Source organism: Streptococcus hyovaginalis DSM 12219 (assembly GCF_000420785.1).
Classification (GTDB): Bacteria; Bacillota; Bacilli; order Lactobacillales; family Streptococcaceae; genus Streptococcus; species Streptococcus hyovaginalis.
In genome coordinates, this window is the sequence record NZ_ATVP01000004.1 from 161,894 (window position 1) to 186,828 (window position 24,935).

The window sequence follows — 24,935 nt, forward strand, 5'->3', positions numbered from 1 at the left end:
ATCTAGCACCAAGACTAGTAGGCATTTCGTTGCCCATTTCAAGCAGCCACTTACTAAACTTCTAAAACTTTGGTGTTAAAGGCCAGTTCCTTTCTTGGAAACTCAGCTTGATTTAGTCATCAATGATAGGTACTGTTTGGCAAAAAGCATAATAGTCTCTCTGTCATTAGCAAGATTACCATCAACAATAGCCATTTCAATAGCGGAGAGCATCTGCCCTAACTGAGGCCCAGGTTTTAAATCAAGCTCGCTTAAAAGCATTCCACCATTCACAACGATATCATGTTTATCATGAATCAACAAAGCGGCATCCAGCTGATCTAGACGATCAAAATCTGCGGTCAAACCCACAGCCTGTCTCAATGCTTCCACTTCACGGATCAGGTCTAAGCCATACTGATAAACCAACCTCTTGGTGAGACCACCTTTCAGACGACTATTAAAAGCAGCGACCATGTGCGATACACGTGTTTGAAATTGTGTTGAGGTTTTCCATTTTTTAAGAAACCCTTTTGGATTCTCATGGTTTAAAATCAATAAAACAGCGGCCCAAGCCTGCTCGGAACTCTGAAAAACATAGCTATTATCGATTTTATTCAGAAAGGCCTGCCAATAGCCAACCGTCTCCTGTAAGTCAGGCAGATAAGCATAGGCTTTTGTTGCTATCAAGGCTTGAATGCCTTTAGACCAATGTGGTGCCATCAACAATTTATCGAACTCTATAAAACAGCGTTCGACAGAAATTTTTTCTAGTAGGGGTGCGCACTCTTGCATAGCTGATAAGGTCTTAGTCTCAATATCAAAATCAAGACTAGCTGAAAAACGAATACCTCTTAAAATTCTCAAAGCGTCCTCATGAAAACGTTCAGAAGCTTCGCCGACCGCTCTGAGAAGTTTATTTTCCAAATCTGTCAAACCGTCAAAGAGGTCTATAACTTGACTATTTTCATCAAGCGCAAAAGCATTGACGGTAAAATCTCGCCGTTTCAAATCCTCTTTTAAAGAGCGGACGAAGGTGACACTAGATGGTCTGCGATAATCAACATAGACATCTTCTGTACGAAAGGTAGTCATCTCATAGCTATGCCCATTCTCTAAAACTAAAACCGTCCCATGATCGATACCAACGTCTACAGTATGCTCAAAAATGGCCTTCGTTTCTTCAGGATAAGACGAAGTAGCAATATCGACATCATGAATAGGACGTCCTAGTAGGACATCACGAACAGAGCCTCCGACAAAATAGGCCTCAAAACCAGCCGTTTTAATTCTTTCGAGAAGCGGTAACGCCTCCTTAAATTCAAGGGGAAGATCTTGTAATTTCATTACAGTAATTTTTCCAATCCATAGACCAAACGATCGCGTTTAACAACTTCTTTTATCCCAAGATTCACACCACTCATAAAGGATGAGCGGTCATAAGAGTCATGGCGGAGCGTGAGCCCTTCACCTGGAGCGCCAAAAATAACTTCTTGATGCGCCACCAAACCCGGCAAGCGAACACTATGAATGCGGAAACCATCATACTCAGTACCACGAGCACCAGCTAACAATTCTTCCTCATCTGCAGCACCTTGCTGTTTATACTGTCGACTTGCCGAGATGAGTTCAGCTGTTTTAACTGCAGTTCCTGAAGGAGCATCTTTTTTCTGATCATGGTGTAATTCAATGATCTCTAAATCAGGGAAATATTGAGCAGCCTTTGCCGCAAATTCCATGAGTAATATGGCACCAATGGCAAAGTTAGGCGCAATCAAACCACCAACTTGCTGTTCTTCAGAAAAACTAATCAACTGGGCGATCTCTTCTTCAGTAAAGCCCGTTGTTCCAACTACTGGAGAAAAACCATTTTCCAAGGCAAAACGGGTATTTTCAAAGGCTACCTTAGGCGTTGTAAAATCAACCCAAACATCAGCTTCAAAACCAACCAAATCGTTTTTATCATTAAAAACAGGAATACCTTCAAGATCTTTTTCTGCTGCAAAAGGATCCAATAAAGCTGCTAATTCAAGTTCTTTATCTGATTTAACCATGTCAACTGCAGTGGATCCCATTCGTCCTTTGAATCCTGCGATAATCACCTTAATTGCCATAATATCTCCTTTTTTTCTGTTTTAAAAAGGGGAGTGAGCTTGATCTGAATCATTCAGAAAACTCAACTTCCCTAGCACTAATTCTTAATGACCATTGACGTCTCGCAAAGGGATTGCCTAAACTTTTGGTATCATCCCAAAAGCAATGGCGCCTTGACCTAAATGTGTCCCAATAACACTACCAAATGGAACAATTCGAAGATCGTCATCAAAATCTGACTCTTTCAATAATTGGTAAAATTCCTGAGCTTTTTCTGGGACATTGGCATGAATAATAGCCACATCATAATGACCATCTTGCGTTTTTTCCTTTAAAATGTCCAACAAACGTTTAACGGCCTTCTTTTCGGTACGCACTTTTTCATAAACTTCAATAACACCTTCGTCATTAAAGTACAAAATCGGCTTGATTGACAGCAAATTTCCTAATAGGGCCGAACCGTTTGATAATCGCCCTCCCTTAACCAGGTGGTTCAGATCATCCACGATGATAAAAGCATCCGTTCGTTCAATCTGAAAGGACAATGTTTCCAATATGGCTTCAAAAGTACTTCCGCTTTCTGCCACATCTAGAACAGTTTTGACCATATAGCCTAGAGGCGCTGATGTAATTTTACTATCTGGTATGGCAATGGTTAGTTCTGGATGTTCATCAACTAAAAATTGACTGTTAGCCCAAAAACCGGAAATACCACTTGATAAGAAAAGCCCTATAACATGAGTATAGCCATCATGCGTCAATTGATTGAGTAAGGCATCAAATTCAGCTAAACTCGGCTGGCTGGTCTTTGGTAATTCGGCAGACTGCGCCATTTTTTGGTAAAAGGCCTCTATCGATAGGTTTTGCCCCTCAATGTAAGATTGGTCATCAATCGTTACCGGGATATTTAAGCAATACAGATCAGCGTGACTGGCTATTTCTTGAGGTATGACCGCTGAATTATCTGTTACTACGGCTAGTTTCATTAGTTTTTAAACTCCAAATTGACACCTGGTCGGTCCAAAGCAATTTCGGTTACTTCGTAAGTCATACGACGTACCATTTCCAACAATGGCTCTGCCAAGGTTTCAACTTCTTCTTGTGAAAATTCCTTTGGTTCATTTACGATACGACCTTTGATGTGATCCATTTGGGAAACCACACCACTAATCATAAATTCATCACGAACAATAGTAAATTGTAAGACGGATACGATTGTGGTTTGGTTCTTTTCCGTATTTTTTTCCACTAACTGGAAGGTCACTTCAAAATTTGTCTTTGGGGTACCATTTTCTTTTTCCCACTCTAGATTACGAGCATTGTAATGGTATTGGTTGACAAATTCTTTTTCACGAACGATTTCCATAATTTCTCTCCTATAAGATACAAGTGTTTTCATTATAGCATAAGGCTAGGTAAAATAAAAGCTAGCTAATACTTCTTCTGAGGGTGTTTTGCGATGATCTCTGGGTGCTTATCCAGCAGTTCTTGGCCAGCTTCCGTCAATGAATAGCTACGCTCATCAAAAGTCCTTGCCAAAGATGCCTCTGTGTATGTCGCTTGAAGTGCAGCTTCCAAGTCAGCTCTCTTCATCTTACTGAGTCCCTTCACTTCCTTATCTTGTAGCAATTCTTTCAGCGTCATGACTGGCAATAATTTCACCGATTCAAAAGCCGTATCAATGCGAACGAGACCATCCTCAATCAGCTGTTCAAGCTCTTTTTGGGCATCGATCCCATAAGTCGTATAAAAATACTTATGATGAGGGTGATGGGTGGTGTAAGTGCCAAACTGAATACGCCAAAGTAAGATGATGTGACCCGGAAGATAGCCTTCTCCTGTTCGTTCCATTTGTCGCTTAGCGATGGGCTTCTTCAGTAATTCTTGTTCATACTTTGGTGAAATAAAAGGCATTTCAGCATGGTGTTCATAAACGTCTTTTAATGTTTTCATAGCTCTCATTATAACAAAGTCCATTGAAAATCACTAGTCTGGGATGTGCGTATTTAAAATCCCCTGGAGTACCTAATATGACATGCTATAATAGATTTTAGAAATGAGGTAACTTATGGCACGAAGATTAGTATTAAATATAGCGGTAAGCTTGGATAGGTATATCGCCCGTGAGGATGGCAGCTATGACTGGATTATCGAAAATTCTGGTTCTCCAGCCAATACAGCAGAACAATTTGACAACGATGGCTTCTTCAAGTCTTGTGACACGATTATTATGGGATATCAATCCTATCGTGATTGCCCCATTGAAATGATTGATGATTATGAGCACAAACAGTTTATTGTTGCTAGTCGCAAAGAGCATCCTTCCACAGCGCATGTGACCTTTTCCAAAACGATTATCGAAGATATTAAGCGGTTGAAAAAGCAAGATGGCACTGATATCTGGCTATTTGGTGGTGCTAACTTGGCTGATCAAGTCATCTCCTTGGGCTTGGTTGACGAATACATCATTGGTATCATTCCTATCATTCTCGGTAAAGGAAAACGCTTATTTACTGATAATACGACTGAAATCCCACTAACCCTAATCCAATCAACAGTGACTAACGGCATCGCAATGTTGCGATATTTGCCTACAGACACACAAAAGAGCTGATCGTTTGTTCAGCTCTTTTGCTTTGTCACGGTAGTCTCTTTCTACTCATTTTCGCTCTGAGTAAAATAAAAGTTGTCAAAGTCATATTTAAAAACGCGGTAGATACTCGTCGTCTCACCTAGGTAACGGAAACGTTTGATAAGATTCCCTTTAGCATCATACTCTCCGAAGGATAAGTCTTGGCCGGATGCGACCAGCATATTGTCCCCCAAAGCTTGGGTGCTAGAAAGGTAAGGAGAGTAAGGCACTTCAAAAGTATCGACGCGCTCAAATGTCCTCTTATTTTCATCAACGAAGTATTTGTAATAAAAAGAAACAGAATGATTCACGTCTAGGGAATTATCATTAGATTGGTAATGGCGCCAATCAAAGTCTTTGCGAGAATCCATCACTGTCGAGTTGTTATTAAACATATAGAGATAATATTGCCCATCTTCTAGATTTGGGTCTGGAACATAGGTAACCGTATGCTGTCCCGTTTGTGGGATGAAGTCGCCCACCTTATCCAGAACTAAATCCGAATAATCTGAGATACCCTCCCAGATACTCGGATCAGAAATGAGATAGTCAATCTGAGGATTTTGGCTAACGCCGACAATCTTCATGATCGTAGAGGTCTCACGAGAACTCACAATAATGGCATCGTTACCTATATCTTGAACGCTATTCAAATGAATAGGATCCCAGAAACCAGCATAAGCATTGGTTTCTTCAATCCCATCTGCCACCTGATAATAATCTGCCAAAAGTTGGCTAAAGTCAATAACCGCTTCAATAGCGCCAGTTTCTTTGTTCAATTTTAGAATGCGATCTTCAACTAATTTCTTTGTCTTTTTGTCCTCACTGCTGGTCGCCAAAGCATAAATAGCGGTCTCATCATTGGTTACAATATTGTCATGATGCAGCTCGTAACCTTCTTTCCTAACATCATAAATCGTTGTGATCTGCCCCAAACGTGAATAGGCTCCTAAAGATGTCGATGAGATTCCCATGATAAGTTCGCCTGACGAGGTTTGGTTCAATCGTGTGGCGTAGTAATCAATCATAGGCATTTCTGCCCTAACAACACCCCTGTTATCCACAAGATAAGTCGCACGTAGATCCAGTTTATTACCGATAATGGCGAAAAGACCATTTGAGAGCTTCGCTTTACTACTTCCCTCTTGAATCATATAGGTTAAGATAGGGCTGGACTGCATCATTGGTGGCGTATAAGTAAACTGCTTGGTCACCTGATCACCACTTGCTGTCTCAGCTGTAATCGTAATGGTATTCACTAAGCCTGCGATACTACCAATAAGTTGGTAGTCATGTGATCTGGCATAGATTCCCTCTGGATTATATAAAGTGTTATGATAGCTTGGATAGCCTAGTGTATCTATTTGATAGCTCACCTTAACAGGTTCATCCGTGTCAAAAGCAAGATAAAGTCCAGTTGTATTCGTCAAGTAAGGATTGGATACAAGCAACATATTATCAAAACTATAGCTTTTTTTCCTACGGAGCTGTTGTAACTTTTTATGAATCGCCTCTTGATGATCAATATCGAAGACATCTTCGATACTCTTTAAATCCAAGTCACGATAATCCAAAACGTGGACGCCATCGCCTTTTTGAGAGGTTAAAGCTGATACCTGCCAATGCTTTGGAGTAGCCTCATCTCCACTTGAGACTTCTTCTAATTGTTGGTCACCTTCCTGAACCTCCAATAAAGAATGTCGACTAAGACTAATGACAAAAACCATGATAGCTAACCCCAACAGTAGTCTTAAGACATGTTTTGGTTTCATGACACTCTCCTTAATTAGTGATAATATAAGTTCTATTTTACCATAAATCCATTAAATTAACATATATTTTAATGATAACAGACATTAACCCCATCCATAACAAACAAAAACACTTAGAAAGGTATAAGCCTCTACACTTTCTAAGTGTTTTACAGATGATAAATCATAAAACCATTTTATTTAGGTACTCCGCGACCTAAGCTAAGGTCGCTAATTTTACGTCTATATCAATCAAACCTCGTCAACTGATAACGAGCAATCAAGTCATTTAACTTATTGCCATAACTGGTATCCGTCGCATAGGTTCCGGTCAAGGCCGCTGTGGCATCCTGGTAGCTCAAAGTCTGACTGCGTCTCACGCCAAGATATAAGTCTTTCTGAAGAAACATAGCATAGTCAGAAAGACTGTTTTCCATACTTCCGTAGGAACGAAAATTGGCCATAATGGTATAAGGATTGCCCTGACCATCATCTTCCCAGGTTTCAAAGGAAGCAGACTGTCCATTGTACTCCCCTTTGATACCGAAAAAATTAAAATGAGGCGCTTGGCTAAGGGCCGACTGACCACTATCTGATTCTAAAATAGATTGGGCAATCATAACAGACGGATAGAGATCGTATTGATCGGCAACTACCTTAGCTTTGGGACCTATGATATCAACAAAGTGTTCTGTTGTCGTTGGTACTTGATTGGTAGGAGCACTTTCAGGCAATATGGCTTTACAGAAAGTTAACAATGCAAAAGCCATGGTCACGACCAATACGAGAGACCACTTGTTCTTGGGGGCCTTTTTCTTTTTTCTTGCCAAACCATTGCCACCTCCTTTGATACTCTCCTATTTTAGCATAAGAGCAAGAGGTAACAAACTAAAAACCAGATAGGTAAAACCTTATGACATAATTGGCACTTTACCGCCTGAAAAGTGTGCGCTTTAGCTTTTCTTTAACTGATGATTTTATAGGTATATAAGGCTCACGCTTCATCAGAATCTAAGGCATCAATCAGCTCATCAACATGTTTAATCCCATCGACCACTAAACAATTCCCCCTCATTTCCGTTATAAAGATTTTCGTTGGTTTACGGCCTCCACATCTGAAAGCCTCATTTGTCCTGATCATAAGATATTTTTCAAATGACTTGTTTCAAGAGTGCTCATTTCGTGTTTTTTGAAATAAAAAAGCGCTGACCAGGCGGTCACCGCTACTATTATTATGTTACAGTTTCATTATTTCGCTTTACGGAGTAATCCAAAGAGAACTCCTGAAATAACTGCACCAATCGCAATAAAGACGAGGTATAAGAGTGGATTGCTCGTCAAGGCAATCACGAAGATACCACCGTGTGGTGCCATTAGCTTGATCCCTGAAAGCCCAACAAGAGCACCTGTCACAGCTGATCCTGCAATAAAGCTTGGAATAGCACGGGCTGGGTCAGCAGCACCAAATGGAATAGCTCCTTCTGTGATGAATGAAAGCCCCATAACAATGTTAGTCAAACCAGAGTTACGTTCTTCTTGTGTAAATTTATTTTTGAATAGAAGTGTTGCTACAAAAACAGCAAGTGGAGGAACCATACCACCAGCCATAACAGCTGCCATAACAACAGAGCCACCTTCTGACACTGTCGCTGCAAGTGTTCCTGTACCAAAGACATAAGCTGCCTTGTTGACTGGTCCACCCATATCCACTGCCATCATACCACCGACAAGAAGTCCCATCAAAATAGCTGAGCTACCTGAAAGGTTTTCGAGAAAGGTATTAAGCGCTGTGTTAATCGCAGCCATCGGGATATTGACAAAAAGCATCAAGAAGCCTGTCACAGCCACACCAAGTAGTGGGTAAAGCAGAATCGAACGAACCCCATCAAGTGAACGAGGCATACCAGCAAGAAGCTTACGGAGTACAAGGATAACACCCCCTGCAAGGAAACCACCGACAAGGGCACCAAGGAAACCTGACGATACTCCTGCGAGACCGAGAGTTGCTTCACCACCGGCAGCATAAGCAATCTTGCCAAAGGCTAGACCACTGTTAGCAATAGCACCCGCTACAAAACCTGCCACAAGACCTGGTTTTTCAGCAATAGAGTAAGCAATGTAACCTGAAAGTACCGGCAGCATGAAGCCAAAGGCTGCTTGCCCAATTTTCATAAAGGTTGACGCCAATTCATTGTAAGATCCAAGATTTGACAGTTGGTCCTTAGGCACACCCAACATGTTATCAAACAGGAAAGCCAAAGCAATCATAATACCGCCACCGATAACGAATGGCAACATTTGAGAAACACCACCCATAAGGTGTTTATAGAAAGAACCACCAAGGCTTGTTTTCTCTTCAGAAGCGACAGCTTGCGCACCTTCTTTGGCTACAAAGGTATCTGCTTTACCATCCAAAATCATTTGAATCAACTCTTCTGGTTTTTTAATCCCATCGGCAACCGGACGCGAAATCAAGGGTTTACCATTAAATCGTGGCATTTCAACCGCCTTATCAGCGGCAACAATAACACCTTTAGCTTTTTCAATATCAGCTGCGGTTAATTTATTACCAATACCGGATGCACCGTTGGTTTCAACCTTTATAGCAACGCCCATTTCAGCTGCTTGCTTTTTCAGAGCTTCTTCAGCCATATAAGTGTGGGCAATCCCTGTTGTACATGCTGTTACCGCAACGATGAAGTCTTGGTCACTTGATTGCAAGTTGGTCACATCACTATGGGCCACAGCTTCTTCTTGTTCTGCTTCCTTATCAGCAGCTTCTGCACCGTCAAATGTCGCAATCACGCCATCAGGTGTGTGGATGTTGCGTAATTCATCTGCGAAACCATCTTTCATCAAATATTTTGACAATTCCGCAAGTGCCGCTAAGTGTGTATCATTAGCCCCTTCTGGAGCTGCAATCATGAAAAAGAGATAAGTTGGTTGCCCATCAAGCGCTTCATAATCAACACCAGAACTTGATTTGGCAAAAAGTACTGTAGGTTCGACAACAGCTGTATTTTTAGAGTGAGGCATAGCAATGCCGTCACCCAATCCAGTTGATGTCAAGGCTTCACGCGCCATAATCCCTTCTTTAAAGGTCGCGAAGTCACTAACAACACCTTCTTCAACCAAACGGTTAATCATTTCGTCAATAGCAGCTTCTTTAGTCCTAGCTTGCAGGTCCAAGATCATGACATTTTTGTTCAATAGGTCTTGAATTTTCATCGTTTTTCTACCTCTACTTTTTGATAAGTTTCTTTAATAAAGTCAATACTTGCTAAATCGTCTGAGAAGGTTGTTGCTGTACCACAAGCCACTCCCCATTTGAGTGCTTCAAGAGGGTCGCCTGATTTGACCAACTCTCCCGTAAATCCTGCCACCATAGAATCACCGGCACCGACAGAATTTTTAACCTGACCCTTGATCGGTTTAGCGAAATAAGCAGCCTCTTGTGTCACAAGGAGAGCACCATCGCCTGCCATGGAAATGAGAACATTTTGAGCACCCATCTCAAGGATTTTACGAGCGTATATCTCGATGTCATCTAGTGATGTTAATGTCACCTCAAAAATAGCTTCTAATTCATGGTTATTCGGCTTAACCAATAGTGGCTTGTAGGCAAGGGAATCTAGCAGTGTTTGTCCTTCAAAATCACAGACAATAGCTGCCCCAGCCTCTTTAGCAATTGGCAAGAGCTCTTTATAAACCTGATTCCCTAAATTACTTGGCGCAGAGCCAGCAAACACAACAACATCATCAGACGTTAAATGCGCTAGCTGATCTTTCAAGTTTGCCAACTCTTGTGCAGAAATAACAGGACCTTGCCCATTGATCTCCGTTTCTTGATCCGCTTTGATTTTGACATTGATGCGTGTGTCTTGAGAGACAGGCACAAAAGCTGTTGTAATGCCTTCGTGTTCTAATTGGTCTGTAATAAAATGTCCCGTAAAACCGCCAATAAATCCTGTAGCTGTATTGTCAATAGCCAAACGTTTTAAAACACGACTGACATTAATCCCTTTACCGCCAGCGTACTTGTCATCACTAGCCATACGATTAACGTGTCCAACAGAAACAGTCTCCAGTCGAACAATATAATCGATAGACGGATTTAAAGTCACCGTATAAATCATGCTTCTATAACTCCTGTCTTTTCTTTTATGATTGGTAAAAGTGGATGATCACAATGATTCGTGATAATATCCACCTCATTAAGTGGGGCAACATTGATAAAGGATACCTGCCCCAATTTGGAAGCATCCGCTAAAATAAAGGCCTTCTTGGCACTAGCAATAATCGTCCGCTTCACCACAGCTTCTTCCATTTCAGGTGTGGTGATGTGGTTAGCATCAATACCATTCATCCCTAGAAAAGCCTTATCAAAATTAAGCCTTTTGACCTGTTCAACAGCAATTTGGCCAACACTGGCATCTGTGGTATTTTTGATAAAACCACCAATAATTAAGGTTTTAATATTTTTATCCACCAGTTTAGCAGCATGGTGAATAGCATTGGTAACAACCGTCAGCCCCTCTTGATTTAAAAGAGGTATCAAGAGTTCTGTTGTTGAGCCTGCGTCCAAAAAAATCACATCGCCATCTTGGATCAATTCAGCGGCTTTTTGAACCAAATCCTTCTTTTTTTGAATGTTTTTGATAGATTTTTGACGAATACTAGGTTCCTCTTGAAGACTATGTATTTTCTCCGCACCACCATGTACACGCCGTAGCTTTCCTTGGGCTTCTAACTCATCTAAATCCCTACGGACAGTGGATTCAGACGTTTCTAACAATGCCACTAAATCTTCTAGAACAACGTAATCCTCGAAGGCAATCTTCTCTAGGATCAGACGTTTACGCTCTGTTTTTAAGATAAAAAACACCTCCTGCAATCGTTTACAAGAGTTATTATACACTTTATTTCGTAAAAGTCAACTAAATTCTTTCACTTTCTATCATTTTCAGTCAATTTAGGAGATATTTTTATTCTTGATAGCTATCAAGGTTTTCTCATACGATGGCTGATAAACTAGAGGCATCTAGAAAGGAGATTACTATGAAAGCCTCTATTTTAAAGCACAAAACCCATATCCTTGCGCTAGTAGCATTGCTCATTATTAGCGCTTTTGCAAATCATTTTATCTTTCAGCAACCACCTTTAGCCCAAATTCTTCTCATTCTTGCCTCTATCTTGGGAGCTGCACCCATCATCATTCAAGCCTATGAATCCCTTAAAATTAAAGTGATTTCCATTGATATTCTCGTTTCAATTGCTATTATAGGTGCTCTATTCATTCGCAATTACGAAGAATCAGCTATTGTGTCTTTTCTCTTTCTCCTAGGTGCCTTTCTTGAGCAGCGCACCCTAGGAAAAACAAGATCTGCTATCAAAGAGTTACTGGAATTAGCACCCAGTCAAGCGACTCTTATTCATGACAATGGCGATCTAGAAACCATTCCTAGTGATGATGTCCAAAAAGGCCAGCGCTTACTGGTCAAAACCGGAGATAAAATACCTGTCGATGGCTTGGTTTTGACAGGAACTGCCTATGTCAATGAAGCTAGTATCACAGGTGAATCTAAACCTCTGAAAAAAGAAGCCGATGCTACTGTTTTTGCCGGTAGCCTATTAGACAACGGGATGATCGAATTGCAAGCCGAAAAAGTCGGTGAAGATACCGTTTTTGGCAAAATCATCGAATTAGTTGAAGAAGCTCAAGATTCCAAATCCCAAACGGAACAATTTATCAACACTTTCTCCAAATACTATACACCACTGGTTCTTATCATCGCACTCTTCACTTTTATCATTACAGGAAATAGCGAGTTAGCCATTACCATTCTTGTCCTAGGTTGTCCTGGAGCCTTGGTCATCGGCGTACCAGTCTCAACCGTTGCCGGCATCGGTAATGGTGCCAAACAGGGGATTCTCTTCAAAGGAAGTGACATTATCACTACCTTTAGCAAAGCAGATACCATCCTTTTTGATAAAACAGGTACCCTAACACAAGGGAAGCCACAACTGACACGAATCGAAACATTGGGTACTGTCACCGCTGACGATTGGTCATATCTTGTCAGTCTTGAAAGAGAATCCCAACATCCGCTGGCCCAAGCCATCGTTGATGGACTAGAGGTTGATGCTTATGTGCCCGTTACCGATAGCCAAACCATCAAAGGCGGTGGGATAAGCGCCCAAATAGCGGGGCATGACATTATCGTTGGTAATGAATGGTTGATACGACAACACATTCCTCTCCTCTCCTCAGAAGCCTCTAACATCATTTCTGACATCACCCAAACAGGACATTCCTTGGTTTTAGTTGCTATTGATGGTCATCTAAAAATGGCCCTAGGGATCAAAGATACCTTAAGACCAGAGGTTCCAAAAGTCATTCAACAACTTAAAAAACAAGGTTTTACTACCATCGCTATGCTATCAGGAGATAATCAAGAAACGGCTTCTCTTATCGCACAAGAAGCTGGAATAGAGCAGGCCTATGGTAACTTGCTCCCCGAAGATAAGGAAAGCTATATTCGCCGCCTTCAAGATCAGGGACGTCGCGTCATCTTCGTAGGTGATGGCGTCAACGATAGCCCTTCTCTCACCCGTGCAGATCTCGGAATCGCTATTGGTGGAGGGACTGATGTGGCTATGGAAACTGCCGATATTGTTCTCATGCAGGCAAATCTCAGTCGGCTACCATTAGCTCGACGGTTAAGCATCGCTATTACGCGCAACATGCGCCAAAATATTACCATCGCTATCCTCGTCGTAGCAACCTTGATTACGGGACTTATCGCTAGTGACTGGGTTAGCATGACAGTAGGTATGTTCATCCACGAAGCTAGCATACTAGTTGTCATTCTCAACGGTATGCGCCTACTATCCTTTGGCAAATCCTCAAAAGTTGATACCTATCAAGGAAAAACACCAAAAAAAGTTTTATCCTAAACACATCAAAACAGAAAGAAGGTTCTCTTATGTCAAAAGCCGTTATCCAACTCGAAGAATTAGCCTGCCCATCTTGCATGCAAAAAATCGAAGCTGCCGTCAAACAAGTTGATGGGGTCGATCCTTCTAGCGTTAAAGTCCTTTTTAATGCCAGCAAGGTCAAACTCACCTTCGATCAAGAAAAAACTGACAGCAAAACCATTGCATCTGCCATTGAAGGCATCGGATACACCGTTCTCAAAACAAAAACAACAGCTGCTTAAAAGGAGAAAACCATGACAGCAAAACCATTTTTTATCACCCATAAAGACGAATTAGACCTGTTTACGAAAGCCATTACTAAAGCACACGGTAAGAATCACCCTGAGGTCTTTGAGGTCCAGGCTCTCTACCAAGACCTTCAAGATCACCTTGCTCATGAGCAGGAAATCACTTCTGATCTTGAGAAGCTAAACACTATCACCAATCATTTTACCATCCCTGATGACGTTTGCCCAACTTTTGAAAAAACGTATCAACTCTTGCAAGAAGGTTACCATTTAAATCACGCTTAAAGATATGTTATAATGCAGAAAAAAGGAGGGTTATCATATGCCACATGACCATCTCTGTGTCTCACTCGTACCACTCTTTAACCATTTAGCTATCGAAGATCAAATGCGTATCGAGAAGCTGGTTCATCATCGCATCGTCCAAAAGGGGGACATCATCTTTGCACCAGATCAAGAACCACAGCTTACCCTGATTGCTAGAGGACAGATGAAGGTTTACCGTTTAGCAAATAACGGCCGGGAACAACTGCTTCGGATCGTTCAACCAGGTGACTTCGAGGGAGACCACTTTCTATTTGGCGTGGCAAATGATAATCTTTTTGGCCAAGCCCTACAAACGACAGAAATTTGCTTGTTAACACAAAAAGATTTTAAAAACCTGCTAGAAACCTATCCACCATTAGCGCTCCAATTAATGACCCTTAATGCCGAGAAAACGCATCAACTGGAACAACAAACCCAATTTTTAAGTATGGAAAAAATCGAAGAGAGGCTAGCCTACTACCTCTGCAACCTCAGTAGAGCCAGTGATTCTCTTTATGTTACTATTCCCATGAAAATGAAAGAGCTAGCCACCTTTTTAGGTACCAGCCCTGAAACCCTATCTCGAAAGTTGAAGCTACTACAGCAAGAAGGGCTCATTGAAAGGGACCAAAAGACCATTAAAATCCTTGACTTTGAAGGATTGGAAGATTATTAATAGGTTCCTAACAATAAGCATAATGGTACTGACAGAAAGCTGAATAAGGCAAAATCAAAAGGCTTGAAGTAAGCAAGTTCGATAGGTTAGCTTGACTTCTATTGAATTCAGTAGATTTCTGTTAGTAATGATTATCCTTTAAAGATAAAAATATCTTTAGAATAAAGCTTCAAAACATCTTGACACACCTTGTTAGCAATGAAACCGACGATAAATGGAATAACAAGCCAAGCAAGAACAATTATCAGTACTCCGCTGCCACCTTCCAATGAAGCAATCGGACCGACCATCCCCACGAGACCAAAACCAGAACTTGCTGGTGTCCCAATTAAGTTAAAGAGAGGGATAGACAAGGCACTAAGTGCAGCTGTTATTAAAACGGGGATAGCCATAATAGGGTGTTTGAAGAAATTTGGCATCATCATTTTCATAGCCCCAAGAAAGACCGCTAAAGGGACACCTACTTTGTTTGTTCGAACAGTACCACAAACCAATACTGCTGCCGTTGCGGCAAGGCCCATAGAAGCCGCACCTGCTGCCAAACCTTCCAGACCAATGGCCAAACCAATAGCTACCGTCGAAATCGGTGTAATAATTAAAATAGAGAAGGACATGGCAATCAAGATTGACATAAGCACAGGTTGTAAAACAGTAAAACTATTAATCCCTTGACCAATCATGGTTGAAATTTGAGACACAAACGGCAACAATTTCCAACCAACGTAACCAACACCCGTTCCAATAATAATCGGCAACAAAATGATGTTTAAGGCACCAAAGTAACGCCCAACCAACTTGACAGCCAAAACTGCTAAAGCAATGGTTAACATGGTATTAATCAAGTCGCCAATCCCTCTAAGTGCAAAGGTGCCTGTCGTGACACCATCTTTAACCACTTCAGAGTACGCCCAGGCGCCTGATCCAATGTAAGCTGCGCCTCCAACAGCAACCTGTTGCATTGGAGTAAAGTCAAATTTTTGGGCAGCTAGCATGCCTGCCATGATCGGCGTGAAAAATTGAAAAACTTGAATAATATGCAAGTATTCAGCCAAGGCATCGTGAGGTAAAAATGGTTTAATCACAGAAGCCAAAATAGCATTAGGGATGAGGGCGACAACAACAGCAACTGCAGTACCATCCAATACCTTACTCAAAAACGATCCTAACGTTTCTTTTTTTACATCTTTTTCCATAAATACTCCTTAAAAATGCCCTACCCAGAAAGAATTTTCAGCAAGGGTGAGCTTTAGTTTAACACAAAATTATCACTTTGCAAACCCATTTCTTATAATTTTCTAAAAACTCCGAAAGATGCCACTATTTTAACCGTTTATACAGGATGACACCTCCTCTTGATAAGTCAGCCACTAACTCTCAACCCAGAAAAAGAAGTAATAAACTGACCTTAGCATTAAAAAAGCCCGGAAACAAGCGTTTCCAGACCTACTATTTTTGAAAATGAGAAATCAGTTGTATCCAAAATCAAACTTGTACATTAGTTACTGTCTTCTAAAATCAAAAAGGCTGAAGACCCAGGTCTCAGCCACCTTGCATTTTTTCAAAAAAACTGTCTTGTGAATCGGAACGTTCCTTTCCATCTAAAAAGACCTAAACAATAGCTGTGATATCTATCTTCTATCAGTTAGACCCTACAGCTGTGAGCGCTCATCTGAACCATCTTTCTAATCTTTGATTAGGGAAGTTGAATGAATGATACGATTATCACGCTCTGGGTAGATGAACTTAATAGCCTCATTAACTGCCATAGGCGCTTCACCAAAACCAGTTGCAATCAAATCAGCTTTGCCAGGATAGTCAGCCACATCTCCAATAGCATAGATCCCCTCTTGGCTAGTTTGTAACAAACTATCAACGAAAATACGATTACGTTTGTAATCCAAGTGCCAATTTCTAAGATTTTTATTGTTGGTTGAAAAGCCAAAGCTGACAATCAAAGCATCTAAAGGTAGGTCGATCTCTTCTTTCCCCTTGACTTTTTGAATTTTCAAGCTCTTTGCCTGACCATTTTCACCAGAAATAGCTAGAGGAACATAAGGTGTCATTCTTTTAACAGAGGAAGCTTCCATCATCTCGACGCTATGTTCATGCGCTCTAAAATTGTCGCGACGATGAACCACAGTCACACTAGCAGCAATTGGCTCTAACATATTGGCCCAATCAACAGCTGAATCACCACCACCACAAATCACAACATGCTTACCAATAAAATCTTCCATGTTACGCACATGATAAAAGAGGTTATTATCGGCATAAAGCTCCTCATCTGCCAATCCTAATGGACGTGGGGCAAAAGCACCATTTCCACAAGCAACGATAATGGCACGTGACCAGTGCTCAGCTTTATCCGTTTTGATGTGAAAGAGACCGTCCACTTTTTCAAATGTTTGCACTTCTTCTTTGAGGCAGACGGTCGTCCTATCCTCAAAACGTTCCACTTGCTTAATGAGATTTTCTGATAACTGCCCTGCCGTAATAGCTGGATAGGCCGGAATATCATAGATCACCTTTTCAGGATACAAAATAGCTGGTTGGCCACCCAACTCTGATAAACTTTCGATAACCTTGACAGTCATGCCTCTTAAACCTGCATAAAAAGCGGCAAATAAACCGACTGGACCGCCACCAATGATGGTAATATCAATAATTTTCTTATCACTCATGCCTTTTTATCTCCTTTCTCTAGAGCTCTTTCCTCATCCACTTCAGCTTTAATCCGTTCAAAAATATCGGCTTCTTCCTTAGTAAACTCATAAGACTCCAAAAGATCTGGCCGACGCTGGTAAGTCTTGCGCAGACTTTCTTCCAAGCGCCAACGACGAATGTTTTTATGATGGCCACTCATGAGCACATCAGGAACCTTCATGCCACGAAAATCATACGGTCGCGTGTATTGAGGATACTCCAACAATCCTGAAGAAAAGCTATCATCCTGGTGGCTAGCTTCCTTGCCAATAACTTCTGGAATTAAACGAACCGTCGCGTCAATCATCGTCATAGCAGCCAGTTCACCACCCGTTAGAATAAAGTCTCCTAGAGAAATCTCATCTGTCACCAAGGTTTTGATCCGCTCATCATAACCTTCGTAATGCCCACAAATGAAAATCAATTCCTCTTCTTGTGACAATTCTTCAGCGTAGGCTTGATCAAAAGTACGTCCTGCTGGATCTAGCAAGATTACCCTAGGCTTCTTAGCTGCAATTTTGTCAAAGGTATCAAATATAGGCTGTGCTCGTAAAAGCATTCCTTGCCCACCACCGTAGGGCTCATCATCCACATGGCGTGCTTTTTCAGCATTTTCACGGAAATTATGATAGTTAATCTCCAGTAGCCTTCGTTCCTTAGCCTTGCCAACAATGGAGTGCTCCAATGGCGCAAACATATCTGGAAATAGGGTTAAGATATCAATCTTCATCATCCAAACCTTCCATTAATGACACATCAACTCGCTTACCCTCCACATCAACATTCAAGACAACCGGTGGAATATAGGGTAACAACAAGTCTTTTTTCCCCTGACGTTTCACCACCCAGACATCATTGGCACCTGGCTGTAAGATCTCTGAAATTTTTCCGATGAAAACCTCGTCCTCATAGACATCTAGCCCGATAATTTCATGATAGTAAAATTCATCCTCTGCCAATTCAGACAGATTAGTCTCAGCTACTTTCAAAACAGTGCCCTTATATTTTTCAACATCATTAATGTGATAAAGTCCTTTAAATTTAACAATGTCAAAGTTTTTTTGCTTGCGATGACTGGCTACTTCGACATCCAAAAGGTATTCATCTTGTTCGCTAAAAATACTGAGCTGACTTCCTTTTTTGAAACGCTCATCTGCAAAATCAGTGACTGAAAGCACGCGCAGCTCTCCTTGAAGTCCTTGTGTGTTGACAATTTTCCCAACTTTAAAATAGTTCATTCTTTCTTTATGCTACCCTTAGTATTTTTCTACCTTGACCTTTAGGAAAAACTATTTCCAAAAAAGCCAATAACCTTTACCATTTTATCACTTTCGGGCTAAATTTGCATTAAGAAATCACAAGGAAAAAAGAAACCAGCTGACTGCTGATTTCCGATTTCACTATTTCCCTTGACGTTTCTTAGCCAAGACAAGGATGCTAACTAGACCCAGACAAGCCACCCCGAACCAAGTCATGACAGCGTTGGAAGAATCACCTGTGAATGGGAGAGAGGCTGTTTTGTCTCCTTTTTGCTTATCTCCCCTTGTCATATCTCTATCTTGAGAGGACTTATTAGCTTTGTTGACAACGGCTAGGTTATCTGATTTTCCTTTTTTCCCTTGTTTAAGACCACCTTTAGAGGGCTGCGACTCTCCTGAACCTGCCTTATTTTCTTCTCTAGCTGAGCCATCTTTCTTTTGATTTTTAGGATCTTGTATGTTGCCATTAGAAGACTTAGTGGCCCCATCCTCAGTCTTATCAGCTGTCGCTGCATCATCTGGTGAGACAATCTGCTCATCAGTCAAATAGACTGAACGCTCACTGCCAGGCATAGCTTCCGAAACATCCTGTAACTCATTAACAGAGATATGATAAAATGTTCCATCTAATAAGCCATTTGTAAAGATTGCTTTGCCATCTTGTCCGGTTACCATTTCCCCAACAACATGATTTCTAACATCTTTCAAGACGACTTTCTGACCTGGAAGAGGCTCACTATTTGCATCTCGAACCACCACTACTAGGGGATCTGTACTATACTTAGGTTGCTTTTCTCCTTGACCTTTAGCAATAAAACTTGAACGAAGCTCCGCTCCAGCTCTATCAGTACGAACTGTATAGGCTTGATCTGAATCCTCTACCGCAACACTAAAATTACGAGATAAATCTAGGTTGCTAAAAATAGCCTCTCCGTCACCATTCGTTTTCATCGCCATTTTAGGCCCATTCGAACCATCTGTAATATCTGTCAAAACAACTTCTTTATTAGACAGTGTTAGTCCTTGATCATCTAGCACAGTCGCAATAAACGTAAAGCCTTGAGTTTTTTCTGATGCAGGAGCAACACTTGTGTCAACATAGACGTTTCGAGATTCGCCAGGCATTGCCTCACCAATCAACCGATCATCTAGGTAATAACCATAGTAAGTACCATCCATCAGTTGATCTGAAAATATGATTTGTCCATTAGAATCACTAGTCTTAGTTGATAGCAAGTTCCCTTCTTTGTCTTTCAAACTAATATTTTTATTAGCTACAGGAATACCTTCCTCATCACGAACAGTGATTGTTATAGCACTTTTTGAATAACTAGGTAACCCAGTACCTTGCCCCGCAATCTTAAAGCTTGATGCTAAGTTCGCATTTGCTTGATCCGTACGAACCGTATAACTTTGAATCTGTCCATTAATGCTTACCGAAAAATTATGACTTAAGGGTAAATTCTCAAAAGTGATTCTTCCTGAAGAATCGGTTGCCCCACTGGCATACTCTACCCTAACAGCAGTTGTGTCAAATAAACTGACTTGTTGCCCCGCAAGGGTTTTTCCATTGTCACCTACAACTGTTACCGTATAGTTAAAACCCTTAGCAGCATTTACAGGAACATCGGCGGCAGGCACATCGGCACGCACATCCATTGTTGAATGAACCAAGAAGCTCGCACTTAAGGTTGCAACAGCTATAAAGCCTATTACTGAATTAGATTTTCGTTTCATTGAAAACACCTCTATTTTGAATTAAATATAATTAACCAGTTAACTATTTTAAGTATACTAACTTTTCACAAAACTGTCAATGTCAAATGATAAGTATTTAACAAGATTCTCTTAATACGAAATAGTTACCTCACAAAAAAAGAGAACATTCAGCAATTCTCTCTTAAATTTGTCTAACATGACTAGCGAAAAAATATAAAAAGAGAGAACCAATTAGATTCTCTCTTGTATACTCTTTACAGTCAACGACTACAGTATAGCTTTAAAAATAGTCCGTACGGGATTCGAACCCGTGTTACCGCCGTGAAAAGGCGGTGTCTTAACCCCTTGACCAACGGACCATTATCAATTAAAAAACTAATCATTAAAACAGGTTATCTCTGTTTTACTGGGGTAGCTGGATTCGAACCAACGCATGAGGGAGTCAAAGTCCCTTGCCTTACCGCTTGGCTATACCCCAAAAACAACAAAAACTATTTTAGCGATTTTTTTAAATCCTGTCAATAGTTTTTGCTAAAAAGATTGTCCTATTTTTCATCAATCACAAGACGCACTTTTTTACCTTGAACGGGCACCGAGTAAACAATCGATCTTATGGCCATGATTGTGCGACCTTTTTTTCCGATAATGCGACCAATGTCGCTGGCATCCAAATCAAGATGATATTCTAAATACTCAGGTGTATCCTGAATTTTAATCGTTAAGTGATCCGGTTGTGAAATCAAAGGTTTCACAATAGCAATAATAAGATTTTCAATGGTGTCCATAGGCATTTAATTATTTAGAGTATTTTGACTCGTGGAATTTAGTCATAACACCTTCGCGTGAAAGGATGTTACGAACAGTATCTGAAGGTTGTGCACCTTTAGATAACCAATCAAGGATACGGTCTTCTTTAAGAGTTACTTGGTTTTCAGCTACAAGTGGATTGTATGTTCCAACTGTTTCGATGAAACGACCATCACGTGGTGCACGTGAATCTGCAACGTTGATACGGTAGAAAGGTTTCTTTTTAGAACCCATACGAGTTAAACGGATTTTTACTGCCATTTTTTAAGTCTCTTTTCTTTTGATTTAGTAATTGGATAAACAGAGAAGGGATACTCCCACTGCTTTACCCTACTTAGTATAACAGACTCATTTAAAGGTGTCAAGAAAAAATCTTGACACCTTTAAACTCTTTTATACTTCTTAATCAACTAGAGATTTTCGGAGCAAGCGCATGTCTCTTCCAAATTGATCCTTAATGTCCTCAAGAAAAGTAAAACCGTACTTCTCATACAAACCTTGGTGTCTCGTTATTGTGTAAATCTCATGGTAGTCCCGCACTTGAGCTGCTTCTTCCACTAAAGTAATCAATTGCCGACTTAGACCCTGACTCCGGTAACTTGGCACAACATAAAGAGTGCTTAAATAAGGACCTTCATAACTAAGATCTGCAATATCATGTTTAAGCAACGCTACAAAACCCATGAGATCACCATTTGAAGTCGTTAGAACAATAACCACATCGTTCTGGTCTAGATTCCCTGATAACAAACGCTTGACAAGAAACTGCCCTGCTCCCCAATCAATAGCACCTATAGCGGCAATCAAGTCAGTTGGTTTATCAGTATCCTTAGTTAAAAAGCTAATGTGACTAACAGCCATATTACACCCTTCCTTCGTCAATTGAAATGCTCAACATTTTCCGTAAGAGATCTTGTAACAGATCAAGCTCCTCGTTATTAAGGCGTTGAGTAAGCTGTTGTTCAAGCGAGACTCCTAATTCTGCTAGCTCGGGTATACGCTCCTTAGCAAAATAAGTCAAATACAAGTGTTTACTCCTACGATCTTTGGTATCTGATTGGCGATACACCCAGCCATCTTTTTCAAGATTTTGAAGGACACGAGTGACAGTTGGATTGGTCATGTCAAAATAGAGCTCAACATCATGCTGTCTCAATTGCCCATCTGGAAATTTTGATAAATACCGCAAGAATTTAAATTGCGTGTGGGTAATCTTATAAGGTGAAAGCATACGGTTAGCAATTTTTTCAAAAGCCAAATCTGCCCGTTTCAAAAGATAAACGGTATTTTTTTCTCGCATCAGTCTGCTCCTTTGTCGATGTGCTTTGATATGAGTTATGTTATCATAGCCAACTATGTTTTTCAAGTCTCAACAGACAAGGCAACTTACAACTCCATACTGCTAACTTAGCAAACACAAAGACAAAGCCTCCACCAAGACTATAACGCTTAGTGAAGGCTATTGTGTGCGATACGTTTATTTTAAGGAACTGATATAGGATTGGTCCGTCATGTTAGCGAACAATGTCCAATGAGTCCGTTTGTCCCCACGATTAGAGATCGTGTTTAACGAGGACTGCCTTTAGGCTCCAACAAACCTTGCACAAATCCCAAGGCTATGTCAGACAGAATAGCCATCAAGGCTGTTGGTAATGAACCCGCTAAGATGATGGCTCCACCATTTGTCGCATTGGTCCCCCTGACGATAATATCCCCAAGGCCACCGCCACCAACAAAAGCCCCAATAGCTGTGATTCCAACAGCCACAACCAGAGCATTACGAATACCCGCCATGATAACAGACAAGGACAAGGGCAACTCAACCATGAACAAGCGCTGTTTCTTAGTCATGCCCATACCCTTAGCAGCATCTACCAAATCGTCATTAACATTGGCAATACCGGCATAAGTGTTACTAATAATGGGTAGCAAGGAATACATGAAGACTGTTGCAATAACCGTCTTGGTCCCCAAACCTAAGGCTAGCATGATAATGGAAATCATAGCTAGAGAAGGGATTGTCTGCAAGACATTAGCGATCCCCATGACAAAGCTCCGCAATTTACGTTTTCGGGCGATAAAAATGCCTAAGGGAATACCAACTATACCTGCCAGCATAACCCCATAAACAGAAATCAGAAAATGCCTTAAGAATTGAGATAGGATATAGGAGCCGTTTTGACTAAAATAGTAGAAAAACTGCTCTATCGTTGACATGTCACTCATTTAATCGCCCTCCTCTCTAAAGTAATTGTGCTCTTCTAAAAAGTTCTTGGCAACGACTGCAGGCTCCAAAAGTTTATCGTCCACTTCAAAGTTTAACTTTTGCATGGTTTCCAGATCAATCTCGCCATCCAAACGATGCAAAAGAGCTTCCAAATCAGGATAGTCCCTTAAGAGTTCATTGTTAACAACCATAGAAGTTTCATACGGTGGGAAAAATTGCTTATCATCTTCTAAAATGGTCAAATCATAACTAGGAATGCGTCCATCTGTCGAATAACCTAAAACGACTTGCATCTTGTCACTGGCAACAGCATTATAGACAAGGCCTATCTGCATAGGATAGATATTTTTAAAAGAGTAGCCATAGGCTTCAGTAAATTCTTTATAACCATCGCCTTCCCGCGTCATCCAGGTACTGTCCACTCCAGCTTTTGCGCTATCAGCCATTTTGCCTAAGTCAGAAACTGTTTTGAGATTATTCTCCTTAGCATAGGCATCTGTAACCATAAAGGCATAGGTGTTGGCAAAGCCGTAAGTCGGAAACCAGGTCTGATCAAAACGCTTGGTAAACTCTCGCTTAATCACCTTAGCTGCTTCTTCTGGATTTTTGATAGGATCCATACCCAAAGCACCTGTCAAATCTGTGCCCGTATAACGTGTTGCCGCAATATCCGCATCACCTCTCAGAAGCGCTTCGTGGGTCACGCTGGAAGAACCTAAATTAGAAATCAAGGTTGCTCCATAGTCAGATTCTTCATTGATCAACTCTAAAATGATATTAGCGACAATACTTGACTCTGTCGTATTTTGCGCCGCTATTCGAATGGTCTTCCCCTCCTTGCCTGTCACCATACCACAGGCACTCAAGGTGATCAATAACAATAAACTAACTCCGGTGGCTAGTAATTTTTTAAATCGCATTTAAACCACCTCGCTTTTTTGTCTAGGTGTCAAGAGCACCTCTAAGCGTCCCAGAAGAAAATCAGCCACAAGCGACAAAATAATGACAGGGATTGTGCCACCAATAATCAAAGGTGGCTGGAAGAGGCTAAGGCCACTAAAGATCAAATCACCAAGACCACCTGCCCCTACATAAGAAGCCAAGGTCGCCCAAGCAATGACATAAATAGCTGACAGCCGAATTCCCGTCATGATAACGGGCATGGCTAATGGCAATTCCACCTGGAGAATAGACTGACGAGGTGTCATTCCCATCCCCTTAGCACTATCTTTTAGTGTCGGATTGACATTTTCTAAGCCAATGTAAGTATTACGGAGAATTGGCAAGAGCGAGTAGATAAATAAGGCAAAAATAGCAGGAAGCTTACCAACACCAAAAAGAGGTATCATCATAGCCAAGAGAGCCAGACTGGGGATGGTTTGTAGCATACTAGCTAAACCGATAATGACCTTGGCTAATCTTTTAAAACGAGTCAAAACAATGCCTAGAGGAACCGCCACTAAGATACCCAGAAGCAAGGCAAGCGCTGAAATGTAAATTTGCTCCCAAGTTTTAGAAACTAATTGCCCACCATATTGTTCTAAAAACGCACTAAT

General features: G+C 41.0%; 28 protein-coding genes and 2 tRNA genes. 5 read left to right on the plus strand and 25 right to left on the minus strand.

Going from position 1 to position 24,935, the window contains the following annotated elements; all coding sequences use genetic code 11:
• Positions 1 to 102 precede the first annotated feature (102 nt).
• The 5 genes from G574_RS0104080 to G574_RS0104100 all read right to left on the minus strand — a co-directional run bounded on the left by G574_RS0104080 (position 103) and on the right by G574_RS0104100 (position 4,026).
• Positions 103 to 1,326 (minus strand): CCA tRNA nucleotidyltransferase, encoded by a 1,224-nt coding sequence (locus tag G574_RS0104080; RefSeq protein ID WP_029691081.1) that lies wholly within the window; start codon positions 1,324 to 1,326, stop codon positions 103 to 105.
• On the minus strand, positions 1,326 to 2,093 hold the full coding sequence (gene dapB / locus G574_RS0104085; protein WP_029691082.1) for a 4-hydroxy-tetrahydrodipicolinate reductase: 768 nt from the start codon (positions 2,091 to 2,093) through the stop codon (positions 1,326 to 1,328). Before dapB ends, G574_RS0104080 begins: the two co-directional genes overlap by 1 nt.
• 117 nt (positions 2,094 to 2,210) lie before the next feature.
• Positions 2,211 to 3,059, minus strand: coding sequence for a DegV family protein (locus G574_RS0104090; protein WP_029691083.1), 849 nt, complete (start codon positions 3,057 to 3,059; stop codon positions 2,211 to 2,213).
• The gene (locus tag G574_RS0104095) at positions 3,059 to 3,439 is read right to left on the minus strand and encodes a DUF1149 family protein (protein ID WP_017770716.1); all 381 of its coding nucleotides are present in this window, start codon (positions 3,437 to 3,439) and stop codon (positions 3,059 to 3,061) included. The genes G574_RS0104090 and G574_RS0104095 overlap by 1 nt, the downstream gene beginning before the upstream one ends.
• Positions 3,440 to 3,504: 65 nt before the next feature.
• The gene (locus tag G574_RS0104100; RefSeq protein ID WP_029691084.1) at positions 3,505 to 4,026 is read right to left on the minus strand and encodes a hypothetical protein; all 522 of its coding nucleotides are present in this window, start codon (positions 4,024 to 4,026) and stop codon (positions 3,505 to 3,507) included.
• A gap of 115 nt (positions 4,027 to 4,141) precedes the next feature.
• Here G574_RS0104100 and G574_RS0104105 point away from each other — a divergent pair, with 115 nt between their 5' ends.
• Positions 4,142 to 4,687 carry a dihydrofolate reductase family protein gene (locus G574_RS0104105; RefSeq protein ID WP_029691085.1) on the plus strand — a complete coding sequence of 182 codons (546 nt, stop codon included), beginning with the start codon at positions 4,142 to 4,144 and terminating at the stop codon, positions 4,685 to 4,687.
• Positions 4,688 to 4,728: 41 nt separating this feature from the next.
• On the opposite strand, the gene G574_RS0104110 is transcribed toward G574_RS0104105, so the two are convergent.
• The 6 genes from G574_RS0104110 to G574_RS0104135 all read right to left on the minus strand — a co-directional run bounded on the left by G574_RS0104110 (position 4,729) and on the right by G574_RS0104135 (position 11,341).
• Positions 4,729 to 6,477 carry an aryl-sulfate sulfotransferase gene (locus G574_RS0104110; protein ID WP_037590637.1) on the minus strand — a complete coding sequence of 583 codons (1,749 nt, stop codon included), beginning with the start codon at positions 6,475 to 6,477 and terminating at the stop codon, positions 4,729 to 4,731.
• A 227-nt stretch (positions 6,478 to 6,704) separates the two neighbouring features.
• The gene (locus G574_RS0104115) at positions 6,705 to 7,226 is read right to left on the minus strand and encodes a glucosaminidase domain-containing protein (RefSeq protein WP_245540397.1); all 522 of its coding nucleotides are present in this window, start codon (positions 7,224 to 7,226) and stop codon (positions 6,705 to 6,707) included.
• A gap of 224 nt (positions 7,227 to 7,450) precedes the next feature.
• On the minus strand, positions 7,451 to 7,597 hold the full coding sequence (locus G574_RS11635) for a hypothetical protein (protein ID WP_169343459.1): 147 nt from the start codon (positions 7,595 to 7,597) through the stop codon (positions 7,451 to 7,453).
• Between the two features lie 107 nt (positions 7,598 to 7,704).
• The gene (locus G574_RS0104125) at positions 7,705 to 9,684 is read right to left on the minus strand and encodes a PTS fructose transporter subunit IIABC (protein WP_029691088.1); all 1,980 of its coding nucleotides are present in this window, start codon (positions 9,682 to 9,684) and stop codon (positions 7,705 to 7,707) included.
• Complete coding sequence (pfkB, locus tag G574_RS0104130) at positions 9,681 to 10,592, minus strand: 1-phosphofructokinase (protein ID WP_029691089.1); 912 nt, start codon at positions 10,590 to 10,592, stop codon at positions 9,681 to 9,683. The genes G574_RS0104125 and pfkB overlap by 4 nt, the downstream gene beginning before the upstream one ends.
• Complete coding sequence (locus G574_RS0104135) at positions 10,589 to 11,341, minus strand: DeoR/GlpR family DNA-binding transcription regulator (protein ID WP_029691090.1); 753 nt, start codon at positions 11,339 to 11,341, stop codon at positions 10,589 to 10,591. Before G574_RS0104135 ends, pfkB begins: the two co-directional genes overlap by 4 nt.
• A gap of 173 nt (positions 11,342 to 11,514) precedes the next feature.
• Between G574_RS0104135 and G574_RS0104140 the strand changes: the two genes are divergently transcribed.
• From G574_RS0104140 to G574_RS0104155, 4 genes are read left to right on the plus strand one after another with little or no spacing between them, the layout of a single operon-like run.
• Positions 11,515 to 13,413: a heavy metal translocating P-type ATPase gene (locus tag G574_RS0104140; RefSeq protein WP_037590638.1), complete on the plus strand. Its 1,899-nt coding sequence runs from the start codon at positions 11,515 to 11,517 to the stop codon at positions 13,411 to 13,413.
• A gap of 29 nt (positions 13,414 to 13,442) precedes the next feature.
• On the plus strand, positions 13,443 to 13,676 hold the full coding sequence (locus G574_RS0104145; protein ID WP_029691092.1) for a heavy-metal-associated domain-containing protein: 234 nt from the start codon (positions 13,443 to 13,445) through the stop codon (positions 13,674 to 13,676).
• Positions 13,677 to 13,688: 12 nt separating this feature from the next.
• Positions 13,689 to 13,967, plus strand: coding sequence for a hypothetical protein (locus tag G574_RS0104150; protein WP_029691093.1), 279 nt, complete (start codon positions 13,689 to 13,691; stop codon positions 13,965 to 13,967).
• A 37-nt stretch (positions 13,968 to 14,004) separates the two neighbouring features.
• A complete protein-coding gene (locus G574_RS0104155) occupies positions 14,005 to 14,664 on the plus strand; it encodes a Crp/Fnr family transcriptional regulator (RefSeq protein ID WP_017770728.1) in 660 nt (219 codons plus the stop codon).
• Between the two features lie 131 nt (positions 14,665 to 14,795).
• On the opposite strand, the gene G574_RS0104160 is transcribed toward G574_RS0104155, so the two are convergent.
• The 14 genes from G574_RS0104160 to G574_RS0104225 all read right to left on the minus strand — a co-directional run bounded on the left by G574_RS0104160 (position 14,796) and on the right by G574_RS0104225 (position 24,935).
• Positions 14,796 to 15,857, minus strand: a complete 1,062-nt coding sequence (locus G574_RS0104160; RefSeq protein ID WP_029691094.1) for a PTS sugar transporter subunit IIC — start codon at positions 15,855 to 15,857, stop codon at positions 14,796 to 14,798.
• Positions 15,858 to 16,346: 489 nt separating this feature from the next.
• The gene (locus G574_RS0104165) at positions 16,347 to 17,345 is read right to left on the minus strand and encodes an NAD(P)/FAD-dependent oxidoreductase (protein ID WP_029691095.1); all 999 of its coding nucleotides are present in this window, start codon (positions 17,343 to 17,345) and stop codon (positions 16,347 to 16,349) included.
• Complete coding sequence (gene trmD, locus G574_RS0104170; protein ID WP_029691096.1) at positions 17,342 to 18,097, minus strand: tRNA (guanosine(37)-N1)-methyltransferase TrmD; 756 nt, start codon at positions 18,095 to 18,097, stop codon at positions 17,342 to 17,344. Before trmD ends, G574_RS0104165 begins: the two co-directional genes overlap by 4 nt.
• Entirely contained in the window at positions 18,087 to 18,605 is a 519-nt protein-coding gene (gene rimM / locus G574_RS0104175) for a ribosome maturation factor RimM (protein WP_029691097.1), read from the minus strand. The genes trmD and rimM overlap by 11 nt, the downstream gene beginning before the upstream one ends.
• Before the next feature lie 162 nt (positions 18,606 to 18,767).
• On the minus strand, positions 18,768 to 20,363 hold the full coding sequence (locus tag G574_RS0104180; RefSeq protein ID WP_051130532.1) for an LPXTG cell wall anchor domain-containing protein: 1,596 nt from the start codon (positions 20,361 to 20,363) through the stop codon (positions 18,768 to 18,770).
• Positions 20,364 to 20,632: 269 nt separating this feature from the next.
• Positions 20,633 to 20,704, minus strand: a tRNA-Glu gene (locus tag G574_RS0104185).
• Between the two features lie 47 nt (positions 20,705 to 20,751).
• Positions 20,752 to 20,823: transfer RNA gene (locus G574_RS0104190), tRNA-Gln, on the minus strand.
• 67 nt (positions 20,824 to 20,890) lie between these two features.
• Complete coding sequence (locus G574_RS0104195; protein ID WP_029691099.1) at positions 20,891 to 21,130, minus strand: KH domain-containing protein; 240 nt, start codon at positions 21,128 to 21,130, stop codon at positions 20,891 to 20,893.
• 10 nt (positions 21,131 to 21,140) lie between these two features.
• Positions 21,141 to 21,413 (minus strand): 30S ribosomal protein S16, encoded by a 273-nt coding sequence (rpsP, locus tag G574_RS0104200; protein ID WP_017769905.1) that lies wholly within the window; start codon positions 21,411 to 21,413, stop codon positions 21,141 to 21,143.
• A 141-nt stretch (positions 21,414 to 21,554) separates the two neighbouring features.
• Positions 21,555 to 22,013 (minus strand): GNAT family N-acetyltransferase, encoded by a 459-nt coding sequence (locus tag G574_RS0104205; RefSeq protein ID WP_029691100.1) that lies wholly within the window; start codon positions 22,011 to 22,013, stop codon positions 21,555 to 21,557.
• Position 22,014: 1 nt separating this feature from the next.
• Complete coding sequence (locus G574_RS0104210; RefSeq protein ID WP_029691101.1) at positions 22,015 to 22,452, minus strand: MarR family winged helix-turn-helix transcriptional regulator; 438 nt, start codon at positions 22,450 to 22,452, stop codon at positions 22,015 to 22,017.
• A 266-nt stretch (positions 22,453 to 22,718) separates the two neighbouring features.
• Positions 22,719 to 23,378 (minus strand): ABC transporter permease, encoded by a 660-nt coding sequence (locus G574_RS0104215; RefSeq protein WP_029691102.1) that lies wholly within the window; start codon positions 23,376 to 23,378, stop codon positions 22,719 to 22,721.
• On the minus strand, positions 23,379 to 24,299 hold the full coding sequence (locus G574_RS0104220) for an osmoprotectant ABC transporter substrate-binding protein (RefSeq protein ID WP_029691103.1): 921 nt from the start codon (positions 24,297 to 24,299) through the stop codon (positions 23,379 to 23,381).
• On the minus strand, positions 24,300 to 24,935 hold the full coding sequence (locus G574_RS0104225) for an ABC transporter permease (protein WP_029691104.1): 636 nt from the start codon (positions 24,933 to 24,935) through the stop codon (positions 24,300 to 24,302). It lies immediately after the preceding gene.

Coding starts and splice junctions, on each gene's coding strand:
- G574_RS0104080 (WP_029691081.1), bottom strand. CDS start 1,326: ATGAAATTACAAGATCTTCCCCTTGAATTTAAGGAGGCGTTACCGCTT.
- dapB (WP_029691082.1), bottom strand. CDS start 2,093: ATGGCAATTAAGGTGATTATCGCAGGATTCAAAGGACGAATGGGATCC.
- G574_RS0104090 (WP_029691083.1), bottom strand. CDS start 3,059: ATGAAACTAGCCGTAGTAACAGATAATTCAGCGGTCATACCTCAAGAA.
- G574_RS0104095 (WP_017770716.1), bottom strand. CDS start 3,439: ATGGAAATCGTTCGTGAAAAAGAATTTGTCAACCAATACCATTACAAT.
- G574_RS0104100 (WP_029691084.1), bottom strand. CDS start 4,026: ATGAAAACATTAAAAGACGTTTATGAACACCATGCTGAAATGCCTTTT.
- G574_RS0104105 (WP_029691085.1), top strand. CDS start 4,142: ATGGCACGAAGATTAGTATTAAATATAGCGGTAAGCTTGGATAGGTAT.
- G574_RS0104110 (WP_037590637.1), bottom strand. CDS start 6,477: ATGAAACCAAAACATGTCTTAAGACTACTGTTGGGGTTAGCTATCATG.
- G574_RS0104115 (WP_245540397.1), bottom strand. CDS start 7,226: ATGGCTTTTGCATTGTTAACTTTCTGTAAAGCCATATTGCCTGAAAGT.
- G574_RS11635 (WP_169343459.1), bottom strand. CDS start 7,597: ATGATCAGGACAAATGAGGCTTTCAGATGTGGAGGCCGTAAACCAACG.
- G574_RS0104125 (WP_029691088.1), bottom strand. CDS start 9,684: ATGAAAATTCAAGACCTATTGAACAAAAATGTCATGATCTTGGACCTG.
- pfkB (WP_029691089.1), bottom strand. CDS start 10,592: ATGATTTATACGGTGACTTTAAATCCGTCTATCGATTATATTGTTCGA.
- G574_RS0104140 (WP_037590638.1), top strand. CDS start 11,515: ATGAAAGCCTCTATTTTAAAGCACAAAACCCATATCCTTGCGCTAGTA.
- G574_RS0104145 (WP_029691092.1), top strand. CDS start 13,443: ATGTCAAAAGCCGTTATCCAACTCGAAGAATTAGCCTGCCCATCTTGC.
- G574_RS0104150 (WP_029691093.1), top strand. CDS start 13,689: ATGACAGCAAAACCATTTTTTATCACCCATAAAGACGAATTAGACCTG.
- G574_RS0104155 (WP_017770728.1), top strand. CDS start 14,005: ATGCCACATGACCATCTCTGTGTCTCACTCGTACCACTCTTTAACCAT.
- G574_RS0104160 (WP_029691094.1), bottom strand. CDS start 15,857: ATGGAAAAAGATGTAAAAAAAGAAACGTTAGGATCGTTTTTGAGTAAG.
- G574_RS0104165 (WP_029691095.1), bottom strand. CDS start 17,345: ATGAGTGATAAGAAAATTATTGATATTACCATCATTGGTGGCGGTCCA.
- trmD (WP_029691096.1), bottom strand. CDS start 18,097: ATGAAGATTGATATCTTAACCCTATTTCCAGATATGTTTGCGCCATTG.
- rimM (WP_029691097.1), bottom strand. CDS start 18,605: ATGAACTATTTTAAAGTTGGGAAAATTGTCAACACACAAGGACTTCAA.
- G574_RS0104180 (WP_051130532.1), bottom strand. CDS start 20,363: ATGAAACGAAAATCTAATTCAGTAATAGGCTTTATAGCTGTTGCAACC.
- G574_RS0104195 (WP_029691099.1), bottom strand. CDS start 21,130: ATGGACACCATTGAAAATCTTATTATTGCTATTGTGAAACCTTTGATT.
- rpsP (WP_017769905.1), bottom strand. CDS start 21,413: ATGGCAGTAAAAATCCGTTTAACTCGTATGGGTTCTAAAAAGAAACCT.
- G574_RS0104205 (WP_029691100.1), bottom strand. CDS start 22,013: ATGGCTGTTAGTCACATTAGCTTTTTAACTAAGGATACTGATAAACCA.
- G574_RS0104210 (WP_029691101.1), bottom strand. CDS start 22,452: ATGCGAGAAAAAAATACCGTTTATCTTTTGAAACGGGCAGATTTGGCT.
- G574_RS0104215 (WP_029691102.1), bottom strand. CDS start 23,378: ATGAGTGACATGTCAACGATAGAGCAGTTTTTCTACTATTTTAGTCAA.
- G574_RS0104220 (WP_029691103.1), bottom strand. CDS start 24,299: ATGCGATTTAAAAAATTACTAGCCACCGGAGTTAGTTTATTGTTATTG.